Genomic DNA, 17,865 nt, shown 5'->3' with positions numbered 1-17,865 from the left:
GATCGCTCCCGCGCTCGGTGCCTAGCTTTCGATGTGTACGGCTCCGGCGGAAAGGAACGGGAATGAAGCGCAGAGCGATGGCATGGGTGGTGCCTGCTGTCATGGTGGCACTGAGCGTGCTGGGATCCGGGGCGCCGTCCTCGGCTCGGGACGGGGCGGCCGCCGTGCCGGCCTCGACCACGGCGGTGGGCCCCCAGTACGACACCACGCACGTCTATGTCACCCCCGGCAAGGTGGACGCGTTCGTCGCCAGCTGGGGCACGACCTTCGGCGGGACCCACACGGCCAAGGTCCTCACGACCGTCACGCCGACGCCCAGCAGGACCGAGTCGGAACTGGTGATGTCGCCCGTCGGCACCCTGTCCGTCTTCGACTTCCGGACGCCCGCTCCGTACCCGTTCGGAGCCGAGCGGACGGGCTGGCTCATGAGCGACTTCGACAAGGGTGTCCGACAGGCCCGGCAGAGCGGCGCACAGCTGGTCGTGGCGCCCTTCGACGACCCGATCGGGCGGGACGCGATCGTCCAGTTCCCGGGCGGCGTCAACGCCCAGCTGTACTGGCACACCACGGCGCCGTCGTACAAGCCCCTTCAATCCGTGCCGGACAACCGCGTCTACCTGACGCCCGACTCGGTGGACGGGTTCCTCGGCTCCTACCTGCGGTTCACCGGGGGCCGCGTCGTCTCGGACCGCCGGGCGGCGGACGGCGGCGACATCGGTCTGCCCCAGGAGACATATCGCCGTATCGTCATCCGCTCCGGGTTCGGCAACACCGTCGTGAGCGTCACCGACGGCCATCTTCCCTACCCGTTCGGGCGGGAGACCACGGGCTACGCGGTGCGGGATCTCGCCGTGACGTTGCGCAAGGCCGAGGCGGCGGGCGCGCGGGTGCTGTGGGGTCCGTACACCGCCCGGGGCCGCTCCGACGCCATGGTGCGGTTCCCCGGCGGGTATGTGGCCGAACTGCACCAGGACAGTGATCACAGGTGACCGACGAGGCGATGGGGGACGACGTCTACCAGCCGGACGGGTCCGAGGTGCAGGACGACGCCGGCTTGCTGGACGCCTCGGACACCCTCGACCACCGGGCTGGTGTCGAGCCCCTGGACGAGGGCTACTCGCCCCCGGAACGGCCCTGGGCCGTGGAGCACACGGGAGTCACGGCGTCCGAGCGGTGGCGTGGAGAGAGCCTGGAGGAGCGCCTCGCCGAGGAGGTTCCCGACATCGGTGTCCCCGAGGGCGACGGTATCGGCGACACCTGGGGGATGGCCGGTGAGCCCGTCGACCTGGAGGTCGGCGACGAGCGCGCCGGACGCCTGGTCGCGCCGGACGAGGGCAGCCACGAGAACACCGAGTCCGACCTGTTCGCATCCGACATCGGCCCGGACGGCGCCGGCGCGTCGGCGGAGGAGGCTGCGATGCATGTGATTCCCGATTCCGAGACCTACTGATGCCTCAAAAGGAGGAGCGTAGTATGAACGCCGAAGAGTCGAATCCAGCCGACCGTCACCCGCATATCCGGAACATCGTGGAAAAGGTGACCGAGCATCATCGTCGCGTTCAGGAAGAACACGAGGAGTCCGCGTTCGAGAACGCGATCGACGGGGCGGCCTTCGACCTGGCGACCGATATAGCGCATCCCACGGCCGGCCAGGCCGAATTCGGTTATGAGGTCGATACGGATCTCGGCGTGGAGCCGCGCTGACCTACCGGCTCAGCTGTTCCAGTCGGCGAGAAATTCCAGCAGTTCCGCGTTCACGACGTCGGGGCGTTCCTCCTGGCACAGGTGCCCGCACCGGGGGATGGGCACGCCCCGCACGTTCCGCGCCAGCCCCTTCCAGACCTCCAGGACGTCGTAGGACTGCCCGACGGCGCTGAACTCCTCGCCCCACATGGTCAGAATTGGGCGGTCGATGAGCCGGTCGGCGTCCTCGGTGTCCTGCGCGACATCCTGGGACGCCGCCCGGTAGTCCATGCAGGAACCGCGTATCGCCCACGGCTGCTGATAGGCGCGCACATAGACCGCGATCTCCTCGGGCGTCAGCATGCCGGGGTCGTACGACCAGCTCCGGTAGAAGTGGGTGAACCAGACCTCCTCACGGCCGGCGATCAGCGCCTCGGGAAGGTCGGGGACGCCGAGGAAGATGAAGAACCAGTACCCCTGCCGGGCGAGCCGCACGTCGTAGGTCTCGGCGATGATCCGGGTGGGGATGTTGTCCAGGGCCGCGAACCGGTCGATCCGGTCGGGGTGGTCCTTGGCGAACCGGGTGCCCACGCGTGCGCCGCGGTCGTGGCCGATCAGCGCGATACGCCGATGGCCGAGGTGGTCCATCAACGCGACGACGTCCTGGGCCATGGTCCGCTTGTCGTATCCGCAGGCGGGTTTGTCCGTGTCGCCGTAGCCGCGCAGACCCGGCGCGATCACGGTGAACCGCTCGGCGAGCACCGGTATCTGCTTGCGCCACCCGTACCAGGTCTCGGGGAAGCCGTGCAACAGGTAGACCGGCGGTCCCTGCCCGGCGCTCACCCAGTGCTGCCTGATGCCGTTGAGTTCGGCGGTGTGGTGGGTGATGCCGGCGACTTCTGCTGTCATGATTTCTCACTCGGGAGGTCGGATTCTCCTGCCGTTCATTGATTCGCGGAAAACCTGTCGACCCCCGCTGGTGCCGCTTTTCTCGGAATGCACCGGATGTGTTCCCGTAGTGCACTGGTCCGCGCCGGACACTTCTCGTCTGCATAAACTCCGATGGCAACCAGCCGCTGCCGTGGGCCGGTGTCATTCCTGAATCATGACGGAGATTTCTATGGCACTGCTCGATCCGGAACCGGGAAAGCTGCGACCGCACGCCACCGGTGGCCCGGCCGACGACCGGGTCATGGACGACCGGGCGTCCGGAACACCCGATGCCCTGCAGAAGGATCTCGTCCGACTGCTGGGGGAGCGCAAGGTGCTGCACTCGGTGTCCGACCTCGTGAAGTACGCCTCGGACGCCAGCCCTTACCGCTTCGTGCCCATGGTGGTGGTGATCGCCGAGAGCATCGAGGACGTGGCCGCGGTGCTGCGCTATGCCCGCGACAACCGGCGGGAGGTCGTCTTTCGGGCGGCCGGAACCTCCTTGAACGGGCAGGCCCAGGGCAAGGACATCCTGGTCGACGTGCGCCGCCACTGGACCGGCGTCGACGTGCTCGGCGACGGCACCGAGGTGCGGATCGGCCCCGGCACGACCGTGGGACGCGTCAATGTGACGCTGGCTCGCCACGGCCGTCTGATGGGCCCCGACCCGGTGAGTTCCAGCGCGTGCACCGTCGGCGGGGTCGTCGCCAACAACGCCTCCGGCATGACCGCCGGCGTCACCCGCAACTCCTATTGTCTGCTGTCCTCCCTCACCGTCGTCCTGCCGTCGGGCACGGTGGTGGACACCGCGACCCCGGACGCCGACGCGGCACTGCGCACGGCCGAGCCCGAGCTGTGCGAGGGTTTGCTGGCGCTGAAGGCGGAGATCGAGGACGACCGTGAACTCACCGCCCGGATCCGCGCGAAGTACGAGCTGAAGAACACCAACGGCTACCGCCTCGACGCCTTCCTGGATGGAGCCGGCCCGGCGGAGGTCCTGCGCGGACTGGTGGTGGGCTCCCAGGGCACCCTCGGGTTCATCGCCGAGATGGTGTTCCGGACGGTCTCCCTGGACCGGCTCACCCACACCGCGCTGCTGTTCTTCCCTCGGCTCACCGACGCCGCCGCGGCGGTACCGCTGTTCAACGACGCCGGGGCCCGGGCGGTCGAGCTGATGGACGGAAACACCCTGCGGGCCTGCGCGAGCGTCGACGGCGTTCCCGCCGACTGGGCCGGGATTCCCCCGGAGACCGCTGCTCTGCTGGTGGAGTTCCGCGCTCCGGACGATCGAGGGCATCGGCGAACTGCGCCAGCGATTCACCGGCTGAGCACACACATCGAGTCCTCGCATCGGAAAGGAACTTCACCATGCCCGGAACCAGACAAGGGGCGCGGACAGTCCTGCTGACCACGGCCGTGGCGGCGGCCCTCACCGTCACCCTCACCGGCACTGCGGGCGCCGCCTCCGGCCCGCCGTCGGTCGTACGCTTCGTCGCGCATCTGAACATCACCGACGGGCAGCGGCCGGAGAACATAGCCCTGGAGCCCGGCGGCGCCGCGGACGTCACCTTCGCCTACTCCCGCCAGATCGCCCGCATCACCCCCGACGGCCGGGCGCACATCCTGGCGACCCTGCCGGCACCCCCGGCCGGGTCCGTCACCCCCGCTCTGACCTCACCGTTCCTCGGCGGCATCGTCCGCACCCACGACGGGACGCTGTACTTCCTGTACGCCACGGGCACCGACCTGACCGGTGTGTGGCGCCTGCGCCCCGGAGGCACCCCGCAGCACATCGCCGCACTTCCGTCCGACAGCCTGCCCAACGGCCTGGCCCTCGACCGGCACAGCGGCCTGCTGTACGTCGCCGACTCGGTCCTCGGCACCGTCTGGCGGGTGCCGGTCGCCGGTGGCACGCCCACCCGGTGGGCCGCCGCCCCCGAGCTGCGGCCCGCCGGATTCCTGGGAGCCAACGGCATCAAGATCCACAACGGGGCGGTCTGGGTGTCCAACCTGGACAAGGGCACCGTGCTGCGCATCCCGCTCACCTGCCACGGCGGCGCCGGGCCCGTCGAGACCCGGGCCACCACACTGGTCGACATCGACGACTTCGACTTCACCGGCGTCGGCGACACCCTGCTCGCGGCGATCAACAAGGACAACGTGGTCGCCCTGGTCAGGCCCGACGGCAGCCACAGCATCGTGCTGACCGCCGCCGACGGCCTGGAGAACCCGACCTCGCTCGCCGTACGGGGCCGGACGGCGTACATCGCCAGCGGTGCCTATTTCACGAACAGCGACCCCAACGTCCTCGCGGTCCACGTCGAGCACGGCAAGTAGCGGAAGAGAGCTGACCGATGACTGATCAGACATCTGCCAATTCCACCGATTTCGACCCCGACGACTTCCTCGTCGTACCGGCCCGGACCTTCGAGGACCTGCGCGTCGGCGAGGTCTTCCGGGCGCCCAGCCGGACTCTGACCGACGCCCATGCCGCGGCGTTCCAGACGGTCTCCGCGGACAACCACCCGGTGCACTACGACGCCGAGTGGGCCCGCCACCGCGGCCACCCCGCGCCCGTGGTGCACGGTCTTCAGGTGCTGGCCTTCACCGCGCCCGGCGCCACCTTGTTCCCGCACTTCATCGGCGAGGTGTTCATCAGCTTCCTCGAGCTGTCCTGCACCTTCCTGGCGGAGGTGCACTCCGGGGACACCCTGTACCCCGCCCTCACCGTCACCGCGCTGGAGCCCCGGGGCGACACCGGCGTCGTCTTCACGGCCGCCACCATCCACAACCAGCGCGGCGAACTCGTGCTGTCGGGACAGCACAAGTACCTGCTCCGCCGCACGGCATGACCACCCCGTACCCGCACCCTCCGGAAGGAACGTCCATGACCACGTCCACACCCACCGTCGTCCTGGTGCATGGCGCTTTCGCCGACGCCTCCAGCTTCGCGCGTGTCATCCCCGAACTGCTGGCCGACGGAATCCAGGTGCTCGCCCCGGCCATCCCCAACCGCAGTCTCCTCGGTGATGCCGCCCACATCGCCTCGATCGTCCGCCGGATCCCCGGTCCCGTCGTTCTCGTGGGGCACTCCTACGGCGGTGCCGTCATCACCGTGGCCGGCGCCGAGGACAACGTCCAGGCCCTGGTGTACCTGGCCGGATACGCGCTGGAGGAGGGGGAGAGCCTGGGCGAGCTGCAGGGCCGGTTCCCCGACTCCGACCTGGCCTCGGCGCTCGTCTTCACGCCCTTCCCGGTCGAGGGTGCGGACGAGCCCGGCACCGATGTGACGGTGGACATCGACAAGTTCCCCGCCATCTTCGCCGCCGACGTGGACCCCGGCCTCGCCCGGACGCTCGCCGTCTCCCAGCGGCCCCTGGCCGGTGCGGCCTTCGCCGAGGCGGCCCCGGTTGCGGCCTGGAAGACCAAGCCGTCCTGGGGTCTGGTGTCGTCCTCGGACCACACCATCAACCCCGACGTCGAGCGCTTCGGCTACCAGCGGGCCGGCATGACCATCGTCGAGGTCGACTCCTCGCACCTCGTCATGCTCGCGCACCCCAAGGAGGTCGCGGACCTGATCCGCGAGGCCGTCCGGAGCCTTAGCGCCTGATCCGCAACCACCCCGTCGATCCTCTCACTTCAGCAGGAGAAACCCATGAGATCCCTCCCTCGCCCGAGAACGAGACGGGCGCGCGCCCTCGCCGCGTCCTGCGTCGTGGCCGCTGCCGCCACGGTGTTCGCCGCCACCTCGCAGGTGACCGCCGCACCCGCGGCCGCGGCCCCGGAGCCGGACGGCGGTGCGAAGCCCGCCATCGTGCTGGTGCACGGCGCCTGGGCGGACGCATCGAGCTGGAACGCCGTCATCGCCCGCCTGCAGCACGCCGGTTACACCGTCTACGCCCCGCCGAACCCGCTGCGCGAGGTCTCCTACGACGCCCAGACCCTGGCCTCGTTCGTGGCGACCATCCCCGGCCCGGTGGTCCTGGTCGGCCACTCCTACGGCGGCATGGTCATCAGCAACGCGGCCGCGAAGAGCGCCAACGTGTAGGCGCTCGTGTACGACGACGCGTACATCCCCGACCAGGGTGAGACCGTGTTCCAGATCAACGGGGCCCGGCCCGGCTCGTGCGTCACGGCCGAACCGTCGACGTTCCTGAACCTGGTTCCGTACCCCGGAGGACCGTCCGGCGACGTCGACGCCTACCTCAAGTGGGCCCCGAACGGCGCCTACAAGGGTTTCCAGGACTGCTTCGCCAACGGTGTTCCCGCCGCGCGGGCGCGGCTCCTCGCGGCGGGGCAGCGGCCCTTCGCGGTCAGCGCCGGGTCGGAGCCCTCCGGTGCTCCCGCGTGGAAGTCCCTTCCCTCCTGGGCCGTCGTCGGCACCGAGGACCACGTCATCCCCCCGGCCGAACAGCGGGCGATGGCCGAGCGCGCGGACGCCCACATGACCGAGGTGCCAGCGGGCCATCTGTCCCTGATCACGTGCCCCGACGTGGTCACCCGCGTGATCACCGCGGCGGCCGAGGCAGTCCGCTGACCAGCACTCCCGACCGTGCCCTTATCCGACGGCTCCGCTGGTGATCCCGGCGGCGATGCGGCGCTGAGCGAGGACGAGCAGCACCGCCGCCGGGACGCAGGCCAGCACAGCGGTGGCCATGACGGCGTTCCACCGGTCCATGTGGGCGCCGACGTACTCGTAGATGCCGAGCGTCACCGGCCGGACCGAGTCCGTGGTGTTCAGGGTGAGGGCGAAGAGGAAGTCGCTCCAGGCGAAGAGGAAGGTGAAGACGCCGGCGGTGATCAGAGCGTTGGTGCTCAGCGGGAGCACCACGGAGCGGAAGACGCGCAGCCTTCCGGCACCGTCCACACGAGCGGCCTCGATGATCTCCCTGGGGAGGGCCCGCATGAACGCGTGCAGAACCAGGATCGCGAAGGGCACCCCGGCGGTCGAGTCGGCGAGGATCAGCCCGAAGTAGGAGTTCAGGAGCCCCAGTTCGTTGTAGGCGCCGTAGAGGGCGTTCGCCACGACGATGCCGGGAACCGCCTGGGTGACCAGGACACCGAAGAGCACGGCGGTGGTTCCCCGGAGGCGGAACTGGGCCAGGGCATGGGCCGCCGGAGCGGCGAGTGCGAGGCTCAGCACCGCACTGCCGAGAGCCACGACGAGGCTGGTGACGAGGTTGTGCCTCTGCTCGCGCAGCGCGGTGGCGTAGCCGCTGAAGTCCGGGTGGACGGGAAACCAGCCGGCCCGCAGGACATTGTTCGCCGGCTGCAGGGAGACGTTCACCATCCAGTACACCGGGAACAGCATCAGCGCGAGCAGGACGATGCCGACGAGCGTGGACGTCCGGCCCCGGGCGGGTGCGCGCTTCACGGGCTCCCCTCCCCTTCAGGCGTTCAGGGCGCGGCGGTTGGCGCGCAGGTGGACGAGGGCGAAGGCGAGCGAGAGGACGACCAGGACATTGCCGAGGGCGGCGCCGCGCCCGAACTCGAACTGCCGGAAGGACAGTTCGTAGGACCTGGTGGCGAGGGTCTCGGTGGCTTCGGCCGGACCCCCGCCCGTCACGACGAGGATGATGTCCAGCACCTTGACCGTGTAGACCAGGCCCAGCACCAGGACGACGCCGGCCACGGGTCGTAGCAGCGGCCAGGTGATGTGGCGGAACGACGCGAGCCGACCGGCCCCGTCCAGCCGCGCCGCCTCGTACAGCTGGACCGGGATGTCCTGCAGCCCGCCGTACAGGATCGTGGCGTTGAAGGGGATGCCCACCCACACGTTGACGAGGATCACCGACACTGGCGCCTGTGACGTGCCGGTCAGCCAGGGGATGCCGGCTGACAGCAGGTGCAGGTCGCGCAGCGCGTGGTTCACGACTCCCGTGTCGGCGTCGAGCATCCATCTCCAGGCCGTTCCAGAGACGACCAGCGGCAGCAGCCAGGGCAGCAGCAGGAGCGAGCGCAGCACGCCGCCGAGCGGGAACCGGCGGTGGAAGAACAGGGCGACGGCCAGCCCGAGCACGAACTGCCCGGCGAGCGAACCGACGGTGAACAAGGCCGTGGTCAGCAGGAGCTTCGGGAACTGGTCCGACGACACGATGTCCGCGTAATTCCGCAGCCCCACGAACGGCGCGGCACCGGTGTAGAACGTCGTGATCGTGTACCGCTGGAAGCTCATCGCGAAGTTCTTGGCGATCGGGTAGACGAAGAACAGCAGCAGGTAGGCCAGGGCGGGAACGAGGAACCCCCACCGGGCGAGCCGGTCAGGAAGCGGTCGCGATCCGCTGCGCATGCCCGAGTGCTTCCCGTGGTGTCTGCTCGCCCGTCAGCGCGGCCTGGACAGCCGTGTAGATTCCGGTTGCCGCCTTGGGCCACCTGACGCCGAGTTCGCCGGTACGGGCGCGGGCCCGTTCGACGCTCTTGACGAAGGCCGCCATCGACGGGACCTGCTCGGCATAGCGGGACGCCACCGCCGAGCGGGAGGGCACGGTGAAGTTCTGCTTCGCCAGGGCGAGCATGTGGGCGGAGTCGTTCACACAGGCGAGGACCTGGGCCGCCTTGGCCTGCCGGGCGTTCGAAGCGTTCTGTGGGACGGTCCACACCTCGCCGCCGAGCGGGGTGACCAGGGTCTGCCCCGGCCGACGGACGGGGATGGGGGCGACTCCCCAGTGCAGGTCCTTGATCTTGTTCATCTCGGACACCCGCCAGGGCCCGTTGACCATCATGGCCGTACGCCCGGCGACGAACTGGTCGTGCACATCGCCCTGTGTCCAGTTCAGTACCGACTTCGACATGGATCCGCTCCTGACCAGGTCGACCCAGAGCTGGAGTGCCTGCGCGGCCTGCGGGGTGTCCAGATGCCTCTCGTCGCCGCCGTTGGACCACAGGAAGGGCAGGAACTGCCAGGTGTCCTCGAAGGTGGCGTTCGCGTCCACCGCCATGCCGTAGCGCCCCGGGCGGGTCAGCCTGGCCGCCGCCGCCTTCAGCTCGTCCCAGGTCCGCGGCACGGAGACACCGGCCTTGGACAGCAAGTCCTTGTTGTAGAAGAGGGCGATGGTGCTGACCGTGGGCGCCAGTCCGTACACCTTGCCCCGGTAGGTGCCCGCCGACAGGATGCCCTCGGCGAACCCGCCGGATCCGATGCCGTACCGGTCCAGCGGGGTCAGGGCGCCGGTCTGCGCGATCTGCTGCAGGTCGGGGTTGTCCAGCATCAACAGGTCGGGAAGGGTCCGCGACGACGCCAGTTGCAGCACCTTCGGGACCAGAGACGCGCCCGGGACGCTGCGGTGCTCGACCGTGACGCCGGCGGTCTTGCCACAGGCGTCGAGCCGCTCGCTCCACTGGGCGTGTTCGGTCGCGTCGGTGTAGTAGTCGAGAGCGGTGATGGAGGTGACCTTGCCCGCGGCGGACGTGGGCCCGGAACCGCCCGCGCATCCGGAGGCGGTCAGGACGAGGGCTGCGGCCGTGAGGAGGGCGGATATGCGCTGCGCCGAAGGTCCGGCCGCTTTGATCATGGTGATGCCTTCCGAGTGACGAGCGGGGATGCTATCTCATATGCCTGCTCAGAAGGGGTGTCGAGGCCCGTGGCAGGAGCCGGGCCCCATGCATGTCCGCACGGCCTCGCGGATCATCGCCGCCACGGCATCGGGCCGGGAGAGCGGCACGGCGTGCGAGGCGTCCAGTAAGCGGGCGGTGGCCGCCATGCGCAGCGCCATGAACCGCTGAGCGGTGGGGTCGAGCATGCGGTCGGCGGTGGCGACGGCGTACCAGGACGGTGTGGCCGCCCAGGCGGGCGGGCCCGATCTGCCGGTCAACGCGCACCGGGCGATGGGGCGTTGTGTCACGGACAGCACACTGGTGACGTGCGGGGACAGATCAGCGGCATACGCGTGAGGAAAACGTTCCCTGCGGATGTACAACTCGCTGTCCGCGTCGGCGGGACACGGCGCGGGTACGGTGGCGCTGAAGAGCGCGTCCGCGCCTGGTGCAGGCGAGAAGCGGCTCGTGATGTCGAGGAGGCACTCTCCGGCGTCGAGGCCGAACGCGGCGACGTAGCACAAGGCGACGACGTTGTCGGCGTCGGTGGCGGCATCGGTGATGACGGCGCCGCCGTAGCCGTGGCCGACCAGCACGACCGGGACGTCGATCCGGCGCAGCACGCTCCTGAGGGAGGCGGCGTCGTACGCCAGGCCGCGCAGCGGGTTCGCCGGGGCGCGCACCGTCAGACCGTCGGCGTGAAGGAGCCCGATGACCCCCGCCCAGCACGAGGCGTCGGTGAACGCTCCGTGCACGAGGACGACGGTGGGCGGTGCAGGGGTGTCTCCGTGCACGTCGGCGACCTCCGACCGGGGTGGGCTTCCCAGCCAACCGCACCCGGCTCGCCCCGGCATCGCGTGAACGTACCAACCGTGCGCTCAGCCGTCGGGCAGCGACCGGACCAGATTGGCCAGCTGCACCCGCGAGTTGACCGACAACTTGCGGAAGGCCGAGGTCAGGTGCGTGTTGACGGTGTGCGGAGAGACCACGAGCAGCTCTGCGGCGGACCGGTTGGTGTGGCCCTCGGCGATGAGGCGCGCGACCTTCTTCTCCGAGGCCGTGAGGGCCTCCCAGCCCTGGACGGGACGCGGCCCGCTCGCCGCGCGGCGGCCGTCGCTCCCCGCCCCCTTCAGCTCGCGCTCCACGCGTGCCGCCGCGGCGTGCGCGCCCGACGCGGTGAACGTGCCATGGGCCTGGGTCAGGGCGGCCACCGCCCGGGTCCGGTCGCCCGCCGCCAGCAGCGCTTGCCCGAAGTCGGCGCAGGCCGAGGCGTGGACCAGCGGTCGGGGGCCCGCCCCGAGCAGGGCGACGGAGCGTTCCAGCAGGGCGCGGTCGCCTCGCACGAGCCCCAGGGCGTGCGCCGCGACCCCGGTCGCCGTGGGCACCGCCGGGTTGCGTGCGGCGTGGGCCTCGGCCTGTGCGGCCAGGTCCCGCGCGAGTTCGTGGTCCGCTCCTCGCAGGGCCATGCGTATCGCGGCGTCGACCCAGGTGCGCAACAGCCGCCAGCGGAGGAAGGGACCCTCCTCCTGCACCTGATGAATCCTGTCGACGGCCAGGGCGATGTCCCCGTCGGCGTCGGCGTGCAGCGCCTCCAGGAACCGCACCGCGGCCCTGTTGCCCGGGTTCGGTTTGACCGCCAGCCTCTCCCGTGCGGCGGCCAGATGGCGCCGTGCCGCCTCCCCCTCGCCGCGCAGCAGGGCGATCCAGGACCGGATCACGCGCGCGTTCACCTGCTGGACGGGTACCTGTACGTCGTCCTCCAGGCGCTCCATCGTCACGAAGTCGGCCTCGGCGTCGTCGAGCCTGCCCGTACCCAGGTGCTGCTGCCCCTGGGCCCACAGCAGCATGGCCTCGCGGAGCCCCCCGGAACGCTCCGCCGCCTTCAGCAGCAGCCTCTCGCCGGACGCGAAGTCGTCCATGTGCTGGTACGCGACGATCTCCTCGGGAAAGAAGGAGGAGTCGACAGCGCTGAGCGCCGTGAACCGCTCCAGGGCGGCGGCGTTCTCACCCGCGTTGAGCGCGATCTCACCGAGCGCGAACAGGGCCTGCACGTGGGCGTCCCGGTCCCCGGTCGCGATCGCGGCAGGCAGCGCGTTCTCGCCCGCCTCACGCGCCGCGCGCAGATCGTGGCCGCGGGACAGGGCCAGCGCCCGCAGGGCGGCCAGCCGGGCCTCGACCTCCGGGGCGGCACCTCCGACGGCGAGGGCCGTCTCGGCCCGGTGGCGCAACTCCTCGGCGAGGTCCAGGTTCCACAGCGTCCCGCCGAGGGCGGCCTGCAGCCGGCCGAACGTCTCCACGGGCGGTCGGCACTCCAGCAGCCGGTCGCAGGTCGACAGTGCCTCACGATTCCGGCCGGCTCGGGTCAGGCAGACGATGGCCTGCTCACCCACGGCGAACCACGACGGCCGCGCGGTGGGCGCCAGGTCCAGGGCGCGTGTCACCAGGTCGGCCGCGAGCCCCGGCGTCACCGGCAGTACGTCGTCCGCGGCGCGCCTCAGCAGTTCCACCGCCTCTTCGTCTCCGGGCCGGGCGCCCCGTAGGACGTGCGACACCGCGTCGATCGGCCGGTGTCCCGAGGCGACGAGGTGGCCCGCGGCCTCTCGGTGCAGCGCCTTGCGGGCCGAGGGCGGGATGTCCACGTAGACCGCCTGGCGCAGCAGGTCGTGCCGGAAGGCCAGTTGGTCGCCGTCGTCGTCCAGGAGTCCCGCGCGCACCGCCTCGTCGAGCGCCGCGATCAGCGGGGCGGACGGCCCGCCGCAGAGCGCGGCGGCGTCGTGGAAGGCGAACCTGCGCCCCAGCACCGCTCCCATCTGCAGGAAGCGCAAGGTGGCGGACCGCAGGGACGTGAGCCTGCCGCGCACTCCCGACACCAGCCCCGGGGGTACGGACTCTCCCGAGTGCTCGGTGGTCCGCAGCCCGACGAGCATCTCGACCGCCAGGAACGGGTTTCCACCGGCTCCTTCGAGCAGCTCACGCACGCGCTCGTCCACGCCCGGACCCAGGGTGTCGTCGGCGAGCTGGCCGATGGCCGAGCCGGACAGCGGGCCGAGGGACAGGGTGCGCGCCGGGAGTTCGTCCCGGACGGCCGTGACGATCTCCTCGGCGGGTCCCCCGATGCCCTGCCGCCCGGTCAGCAGCCACAGGACGGGCGACGTCCGCAGACGTCGCGGAAGCTGCTGCAGCGCAAACCGGCTCAGCGCGTCGGCCCACTGCACGTCGTCCAGGGCGATCAGCACCGGCACGCTGCCGGCTCTCTCCTCGATCGCCTCCGCCAAGCGCTCCACCAGCCGGATCCGCTGATCGTGGCGGTGCGCGAGACCGGCCAGCGCGTCGCCGGACAGCAGCGGCCGGTCGCCGTACAGGAGACAGGTCGCGAGCGACGAGAGCGGCACGATGTGATGCAGTTCGTCGGCCTTGCCGACCCCGACGGAGAATCCCGCCGCCTCGGCCCTGGTGACGGCTTCGGCGAGCATCGTGGTCTTGCCGATTCCCGGCTCGCCCCGGACGAGGACCAGGGCGCCGCTTCCGGTACGGGCCACCGAGGCGATCAGTGCCCGCAGCTCCTCCAGCTCGGCCTCCCGGCCGCGCAGACCGCTTCGGGACAGCGATCCGCTCGACCCCGCCACCGTGACCGTCCCCTCCTCGCACACCGGCGAACGCCGGTGCTCAGGAGGTCCACTATGGCAAAAGCGGCAGCTCAGCGCACATGAGGTAGCTCGGGCTCGTCACCCGGGGCGGACATCCGGGGCCCTCGTACGGCGGAGCTGCGCCACTCGGCGGGGGAGACCCCGTACGCGGCCCGGAACACCCGGCTGAAGTGGGAGGCACTCGTGAAACCCCAGCGGTGCGCCACCGCGGCGATGGTCAGCCCCGCCGACCCCCGGCGGGCCAGCTCGCGCCGGCACTGCTCCAGCCGACGCTGCTGGATCCACCGGCTGACCGTGATGTCCTCCAACTGGAACAGCTTGTGCAGGTAGCGCACGGAGATGTGGTGGGCCCGGGCGATGGCCTCCGGGGTAAGGTCGGGATCGGCGAGATGCCAGTCGATGTACGCCCGGATCCGCAGCAGCGACACCCGCGCGGCGTTCTGCGTGTCCTCGGTCGCCCTGCCCAGCCGTTCGTCGGCCAGGGTCTGCAGCAGATCCACGACGTTGCGGGCGATCGACTCGGCCGTGTGCTGCGGATACGTCTGTGCGGTGTCCACGAGCCGGGACAGGAACGGCGACAGCAACGCGCCGAGCGGTGTCTCGGAGTCGAGGGGAGACGCCGTCATGTGCCGCAGCTCCGACTCGCTCAGACCCAGCACCTCGCGCGGCAGCACGAGGGACTTCGTCCGAAAGGGCTCGGGGATGGTCATCCGGACCGGCCGCGCCATGTCGTAGACGAAGAGCTGCCCCGGCCGTACGAAGGTGTCCCGCGTGTCCTGCTCGACTCGGGCCACACCTCTGCTCAGCAGCTTCACGACCACGTAGTCGTCGTTGTCGCTGCCCGCGATGAGCCGCCGCGTGCGCAGGGCCCGCAGGGGGTCGCCTTCCACCGTCACTGCCTGCATCGGGCCCAGGAGTGAGGTACGGATCGTGCCGCGGTGGATCTCGTCGGGAACGCCCATGTCCACCGAGCCGAACGTCTCGGACAGGGCCTCGCGCCAGTACGCCCGCCGTCGGTGGCTGGGCACCGCGTCCGTGGTGTGGAGGGTGCCGGAGGGCCTGGGTTGCAGTAGGGAGGAATCCGGCGACATGATCTCCGCCTTTCGGCCTGTGCGTTTTCCGGACACACCGTGCCAGTGGGGGAGTGTTCGCCACATCGCGTGAACGCGTGAGATCCGGGGGCGGCGGGGCTCGCCGGGCGCGCTCGTGCGACGCGGCCCGGCGAGCCGGCCGGCAGGCGGACTGCCGGTTCAGCCCCCGGTGGCCCAGGCGCGGCCCGCCCAGTCGGCGAAGCGGGTCCAGTGGATCTCCGGGTGGGCGGCACGGAGGGCGGGGATGTCGACGCGGTAGCCGGGCCCGTTCAGGAACGTCCACATCGCGTGCATGTCCGGATTGCCGATGGCCGACAGCGGGACGTACTCATGGCGGACCTCCCGTCCCAGCGCCGCACCGAGCGCGGCCGCCATCTGAGTGGGAGTCGGTGCGTCGCCGGCCAGTTCGATGCGCCGCCCGACGTAGGGAGCCGGGTTGAGCAGCACCTCCGCCGCGAACGCGCCGAGGTCCGGCCGGGCGAGCTGCTGCAACGGCCGGTCGGGCGGCAGCGGCAGATCGAGAACACCGTCGAGGATGCGCTCCGCTCCGCCCAGTGCGTTGTCGAAGAAGTACGTCGGCCCGAGGATCGTGTACGGCACACCACCTGCGGTCAGTTCAGCCTCGATGCGCGCCTTGCTCTCGAAATGCGGTACCCCGCTGTCCTGGTCGGCCCCGGCGACCGAACTGAACACGAGATGCGGAACGCGCTCCCGCGCCGCCGCGGCGAGGATCGCCCGCCCCTGGTCCACCTCCGCCTCGACACCAGCCTCGAAGGGGGTGGTGAACGCGAAGACACCGGCCACCCCCCGCATGGCCGCGGCGAGCGACCCGGGATCGCTCAGAGAACCCGCCACCACCTCGACACCCCGGTCGGCCAGTTGCCGCGCGGCACTGCGGCCGGGGTCGCGGACCAGCGCCCTGATCCGAACCCCCCGGGCGAGCAGCGCTTCGGTCACGGCACCGCCCTGCCCGCCCGTCGCGGCAAGCACCAGGATCGGCTCATGCGCCATGGATGAACTCCTTTCCGGCAACGGGGCATCGGATCTGAGGTCGGCCCCGACGGCAACCATCCGTCACGAGCGACAGCGCATGACGCAGACTCGCCCGAGACGGGCGCTGGAGGACTCGACCCCGTGCACGCACAGTCATGACGCTCGTGCGCCCGGCGCCTAGCGTTCCCCACCTCACACGACTGCCGGAAAGAAGAGGCACCCATGCAGTTCGGCATCTTCACGGTCGGGGACGTGACGCCCGATCCGACCACAGGCCGCACGCCGTCGGAGCACGAGCGCATCAAGGCGATGGTCGCCATCGCGCTCAAGGCGGAGGAGGTGGGCCTGGACGTCTTCGCGACCGGTGAGCACCACAACCCGCCGTTCGTGCCCTCGTCCCCGACCACGATGCTCGGCCACATCGCCGCCCGCACCGAGAACCTGATCCTGTCCACCGCAACGACCCTGATCACCACAAACGACCCGGTGAAGATCGCGGAGGACTTCGCGATGCTCCAGCACCTCGCGGACGGGCGAGTGGACCTGATGCTGGGACGCGGGAACACCGGGCCCGTCTACCCGTGGTTCGGGCAGGACATCCGGCAGGGCATTCCGCTCGCCCGGGAGAACTACGGGCTGCTGCGCCGGCTGTGGCGCGAGGACGTCGTGGACTGGGAGGGGAAGTTCCGTACGCCCCTTCAGGGTTTCACGTCGACGCCCCGCCCGCTGGACGGCGTAGCGCCGTTCGTCTGGCACGGCTCGATCCGCTCGCCGGAGATCGCCGACCAGGCGGCCTACTACGGTGACGGATTCTTCCACAACAACATCTTCTGGCCGGCCGAGCACACACGGCGGATGGTCCAGCTGTACCGGCGGCGCTACGCCCACTACGGCCACGGCCGCCCCGAGGAGGCCATTGTCGGTCTCGGCGGGCAGGTCTTCATGCGGAAGAACTCGCAGGACGCAGTGCGGGAGTTCCGCCCCTACTTCGACAACGCCCCGGTCTACGGCCATGGACCGTCCCTGGAGGACTTCACCGAGCAGACACCGCTGACGGTGGGCTCCCCGCAGCAGGTCATCGAGCGGACCCTCTCCTTCCGCGAGACTGTCGGCGACTACCAGCGGCAGTTGTTCCTGATGGACCACGCGGGCCTGCCCCTGAAGACGGTGCTGGAACAGCTCGACATCCTCGGCCAGGAGGTGGTGCCGGTGCTGCGCGAGGAGTTCGCGAAGGGGCGCCCCGCCGAGGTGCCGGACGCGCCGACGCACGCTTCGCTGCTCAAGGATCGGGAAGGCCGGGAAGCCCAGGAAGAGGTGAGTGCCGTATGAAACTCGTCGCCGTGTCCGCGGGGCTGAGCACCCCGTCCTCCACCCGTCTGCTCGTGGACCGTCTCGCCGAGGCGGTCCACGGCGAACTCGCCACCCAGGACCTCGAGGTGGAGACCGAGATCGTCGAGCTGCGCGAGCTGGCCGTCGCCGTCGCCAACAACCTGGTGACCGGCTTCCCGCCGCCCCCACTGGCCGCCGCGATCGGCGCGGTGACGGGAGCCGCCGGTCTGATCGCCGTGACCCCCGTCTTCACCGCCTCCTACAGCGGGCTGTTCAAGTCCTTCTTCGACCTGATCGATCCGGAGGCCCTCTCCGGCAAGCCGGTCCTGATCGCGGCGACGGGAGGCACGGCCCGCCACTCCCTGGTCCTGGAGCACGCGCTGCGCCCGCTGTTCTCCTACCTGCGGGCGGCCGTCGTCCCCACCGCGGTGTACGCGGCGTCCGAGGACTGGGGGTCGGGCGGTGACACGTACACGGAGGGGCTGCCCGCGCGCATCCGGCGGGCGGGCGGTGAGCTGGCCGCCCTCATGGCCGCCCGTCCGTCCGAGGTGGCACCCGACGACGACGTCACCGCGCTCGAACGGCAGCTGTCCGACCTGCGCTTCGACTGAGCCCTGCCGTCACGGGCCCGGCCGGGCCCGTGACGGCAGGGCTCAGTC

General features: G+C 70.6%; 18 protein-coding genes and 1 pseudogene. 11 read left to right on the top strand and 8 right to left on the bottom strand.

Annotated features, from left to right (window positions below):
- Positions 1–62: 62 nt before the first annotated feature.
- Genes ACWDEN_RS40385 through ACWDEN_RS40375 form a run of 3 tightly spaced genes read left to right on the top strand, consistent with a single transcriptional unit; the run spans position 63 to position 1,704 of the window.
- Positions 63–989: a glyoxalase gene (locus ACWDEN_RS40385; protein ID WP_351605286.1), complete on the top strand. Its 927-nt coding sequence runs from the start codon at positions 63–65 to the stop codon at positions 987–989.
- Positions 990–1,000: 11 nt separating this feature from the next.
- Positions 1,001–1,450: a DUF5709 domain-containing protein gene (locus ACWDEN_RS40380; RefSeq protein WP_351605417.1), complete on the top strand. Its 450-nt coding sequence runs from the start codon at positions 1,001–1,003 to the stop codon at positions 1,448–1,450.
- Positions 1,451–1,473: 23 nt separating this feature from the next.
- Positions 1,474–1,704 (top strand): hypothetical protein, encoded by a 231-nt coding sequence (locus tag ACWDEN_RS40375; protein WP_351605283.1) that lies wholly within the window; start codon positions 1,474–1,476, stop codon positions 1,702–1,704.
- A 9-nt stretch (positions 1,705–1,713) separates the two neighbouring features.
- Here ACWDEN_RS40375 and ACWDEN_RS40370 read toward each other — a convergent pair whose 3' ends face one another.
- The gene (locus tag ACWDEN_RS40370; protein ID WP_351605280.1) at positions 1,714–2,592 is read right to left on the bottom strand and encodes an alpha/beta fold hydrolase; all 879 of its coding nucleotides are present in this window, start codon (positions 2,590–2,592) and stop codon (positions 1,714–1,716) included.
- Positions 2,593–2,803: 211 nt separating this feature from the next.
- Between ACWDEN_RS40370 and ACWDEN_RS40365 the strand changes: the two are divergent.
- The 6 genes and pseudogenes from ACWDEN_RS40365 to ACWDEN_RS40340 form a co-directional block, all read left to right on the top strand.
- Positions 2,804–3,922, top strand: a pseudogene (locus ACWDEN_RS40365) (FAD-binding oxidoreductase); the annotation flags it as partial.
- A 59-nt stretch (positions 3,923–3,981) separates the two neighbouring features.
- Positions 3,982–4,950 carry a hypothetical protein gene (locus ACWDEN_RS40360; RefSeq protein WP_351605277.1) on the top strand — a complete coding sequence of 323 codons (969 nt, stop codon included), beginning with the start codon at positions 3,982–3,984 and terminating at the stop codon, positions 4,948–4,950.
- 17 nt (positions 4,951–4,967) lie between these two features.
- Positions 4,968–5,465, top strand: a complete 498-nt coding sequence (locus tag ACWDEN_RS40355; protein WP_351605274.1) for a MaoC family dehydratase — start codon at positions 4,968–4,970, stop codon at positions 5,463–5,465.
- A gap of 35 nt (positions 5,466–5,500) precedes the next feature.
- A complete protein-coding gene (locus tag ACWDEN_RS40350; RefSeq protein ID WP_351605273.1) occupies positions 5,501–6,223 on the top strand; it encodes an alpha/beta fold hydrolase in 723 nt (240 codons plus the stop codon).
- Between the two features lie 45 nt (positions 6,224–6,268).
- Complete coding sequence (locus tag ACWDEN_RS40345) at positions 6,269–6,661, top strand: alpha/beta fold hydrolase (protein ID WP_351605271.1); 393 nt, start codon at positions 6,269–6,271, stop codon at positions 6,659–6,661.
- 6 nt (positions 6,662–6,667) lie between these two features.
- Positions 6,668–7,150 (top strand): alpha/beta fold hydrolase, encoded by a 483-nt coding sequence (locus ACWDEN_RS40340; protein ID WP_351605269.1) that lies wholly within the window; start codon positions 6,668–6,670, stop codon positions 7,148–7,150.
- 21 nt (positions 7,151–7,171) lie between these two features.
- Here ACWDEN_RS40340 and ACWDEN_RS40335 read toward each other — a convergent pair whose 3' ends face one another.
- The 7 genes from ACWDEN_RS40335 to ACWDEN_RS40305 all read right to left on the bottom strand — a co-directional run bounded on the left by ACWDEN_RS40335 (position 7,172) and on the right by ACWDEN_RS40305 (position 15,895).
- Positions 7,172–7,987 carry a carbohydrate ABC transporter permease gene (locus tag ACWDEN_RS40335; protein ID WP_351605266.1) on the bottom strand — a complete coding sequence of 272 codons (816 nt, stop codon included), beginning with the start codon at positions 7,985–7,987 and terminating at the stop codon, positions 7,172–7,174.
- 15 nt (positions 7,988–8,002) lie between these two features.
- Positions 8,003–8,902 carry a carbohydrate ABC transporter permease gene (locus ACWDEN_RS40330; RefSeq protein ID WP_450862937.1) on the bottom strand — a complete coding sequence of 300 codons (900 nt, stop codon included), beginning with the start codon at positions 8,900–8,902 and terminating at the stop codon, positions 8,003–8,005.
- Positions 8,874–10,124, bottom strand: coding sequence for a sugar ABC transporter substrate-binding protein (locus tag ACWDEN_RS40325; protein ID WP_450862935.1), 1,251 nt, complete (start codon positions 10,122–10,124; stop codon positions 8,874–8,876). Before ACWDEN_RS40325 ends, ACWDEN_RS40330 begins: the two co-directional genes overlap by 29 nt.
- Before the next feature lie 48 nt (positions 10,125–10,172).
- Complete coding sequence (locus ACWDEN_RS40320) at positions 10,173–10,940, bottom strand: alpha/beta fold hydrolase (RefSeq protein WP_351605257.1); 768 nt, start codon at positions 10,938–10,940, stop codon at positions 10,173–10,175.
- A gap of 84 nt (positions 10,941–11,024) precedes the next feature.
- Positions 11,025–13,772 (bottom strand): ATP-binding protein, encoded by a 2,748-nt coding sequence (locus tag ACWDEN_RS40315; RefSeq protein ID WP_450862933.1) that lies wholly within the window; start codon positions 13,770–13,772, stop codon positions 11,025–11,027.
- A gap of 71 nt (positions 13,773–13,843) precedes the next feature.
- The gene (locus ACWDEN_RS40310; RefSeq protein ID WP_450862931.1) at positions 13,844–14,884 is read right to left on the bottom strand and encodes a helix-turn-helix domain-containing protein; all 1,041 of its coding nucleotides are present in this window, start codon (positions 14,882–14,884) and stop codon (positions 13,844–13,846) included.
- A 159-nt stretch (positions 14,885–15,043) separates the two neighbouring features.
- Entirely contained in the window at positions 15,044–15,895 is an 852-nt protein-coding gene (locus ACWDEN_RS40305) for an NmrA/HSCARG family protein (RefSeq protein WP_450862929.1), read from the bottom strand.
- A gap of 204 nt (positions 15,896–16,099) precedes the next feature.
- Here ACWDEN_RS40305 and ACWDEN_RS40300 point away from each other — a divergent pair, with 204 nt between their 5' ends.
- Positions 16,100–17,206: an LLM class flavin-dependent oxidoreductase gene (locus ACWDEN_RS40300; protein ID WP_351605248.1), complete on the top strand. Its 1,107-nt coding sequence runs from the start codon at positions 16,100–16,102 to the stop codon at positions 17,204–17,206.
- Positions 17,203–17,817 carry an FMN reductase gene (locus ACWDEN_RS40295; protein ID WP_450862927.1) on the top strand — a complete coding sequence of 205 codons (615 nt, stop codon included), beginning with the start codon at positions 17,203–17,205 and terminating at the stop codon, positions 17,815–17,817. Before ACWDEN_RS40300 ends, ACWDEN_RS40295 begins: the two co-directional genes overlap by 4 nt.
- The last annotated feature ends 48 nt before the right edge of the window (positions 17,818–17,865 follow it).

The organism is Streptomyces sp. NPDC001153 (assembly GCF_053598315.1).
This window is presented reverse-complemented; position numbering and strand designations above follow the sequence as displayed.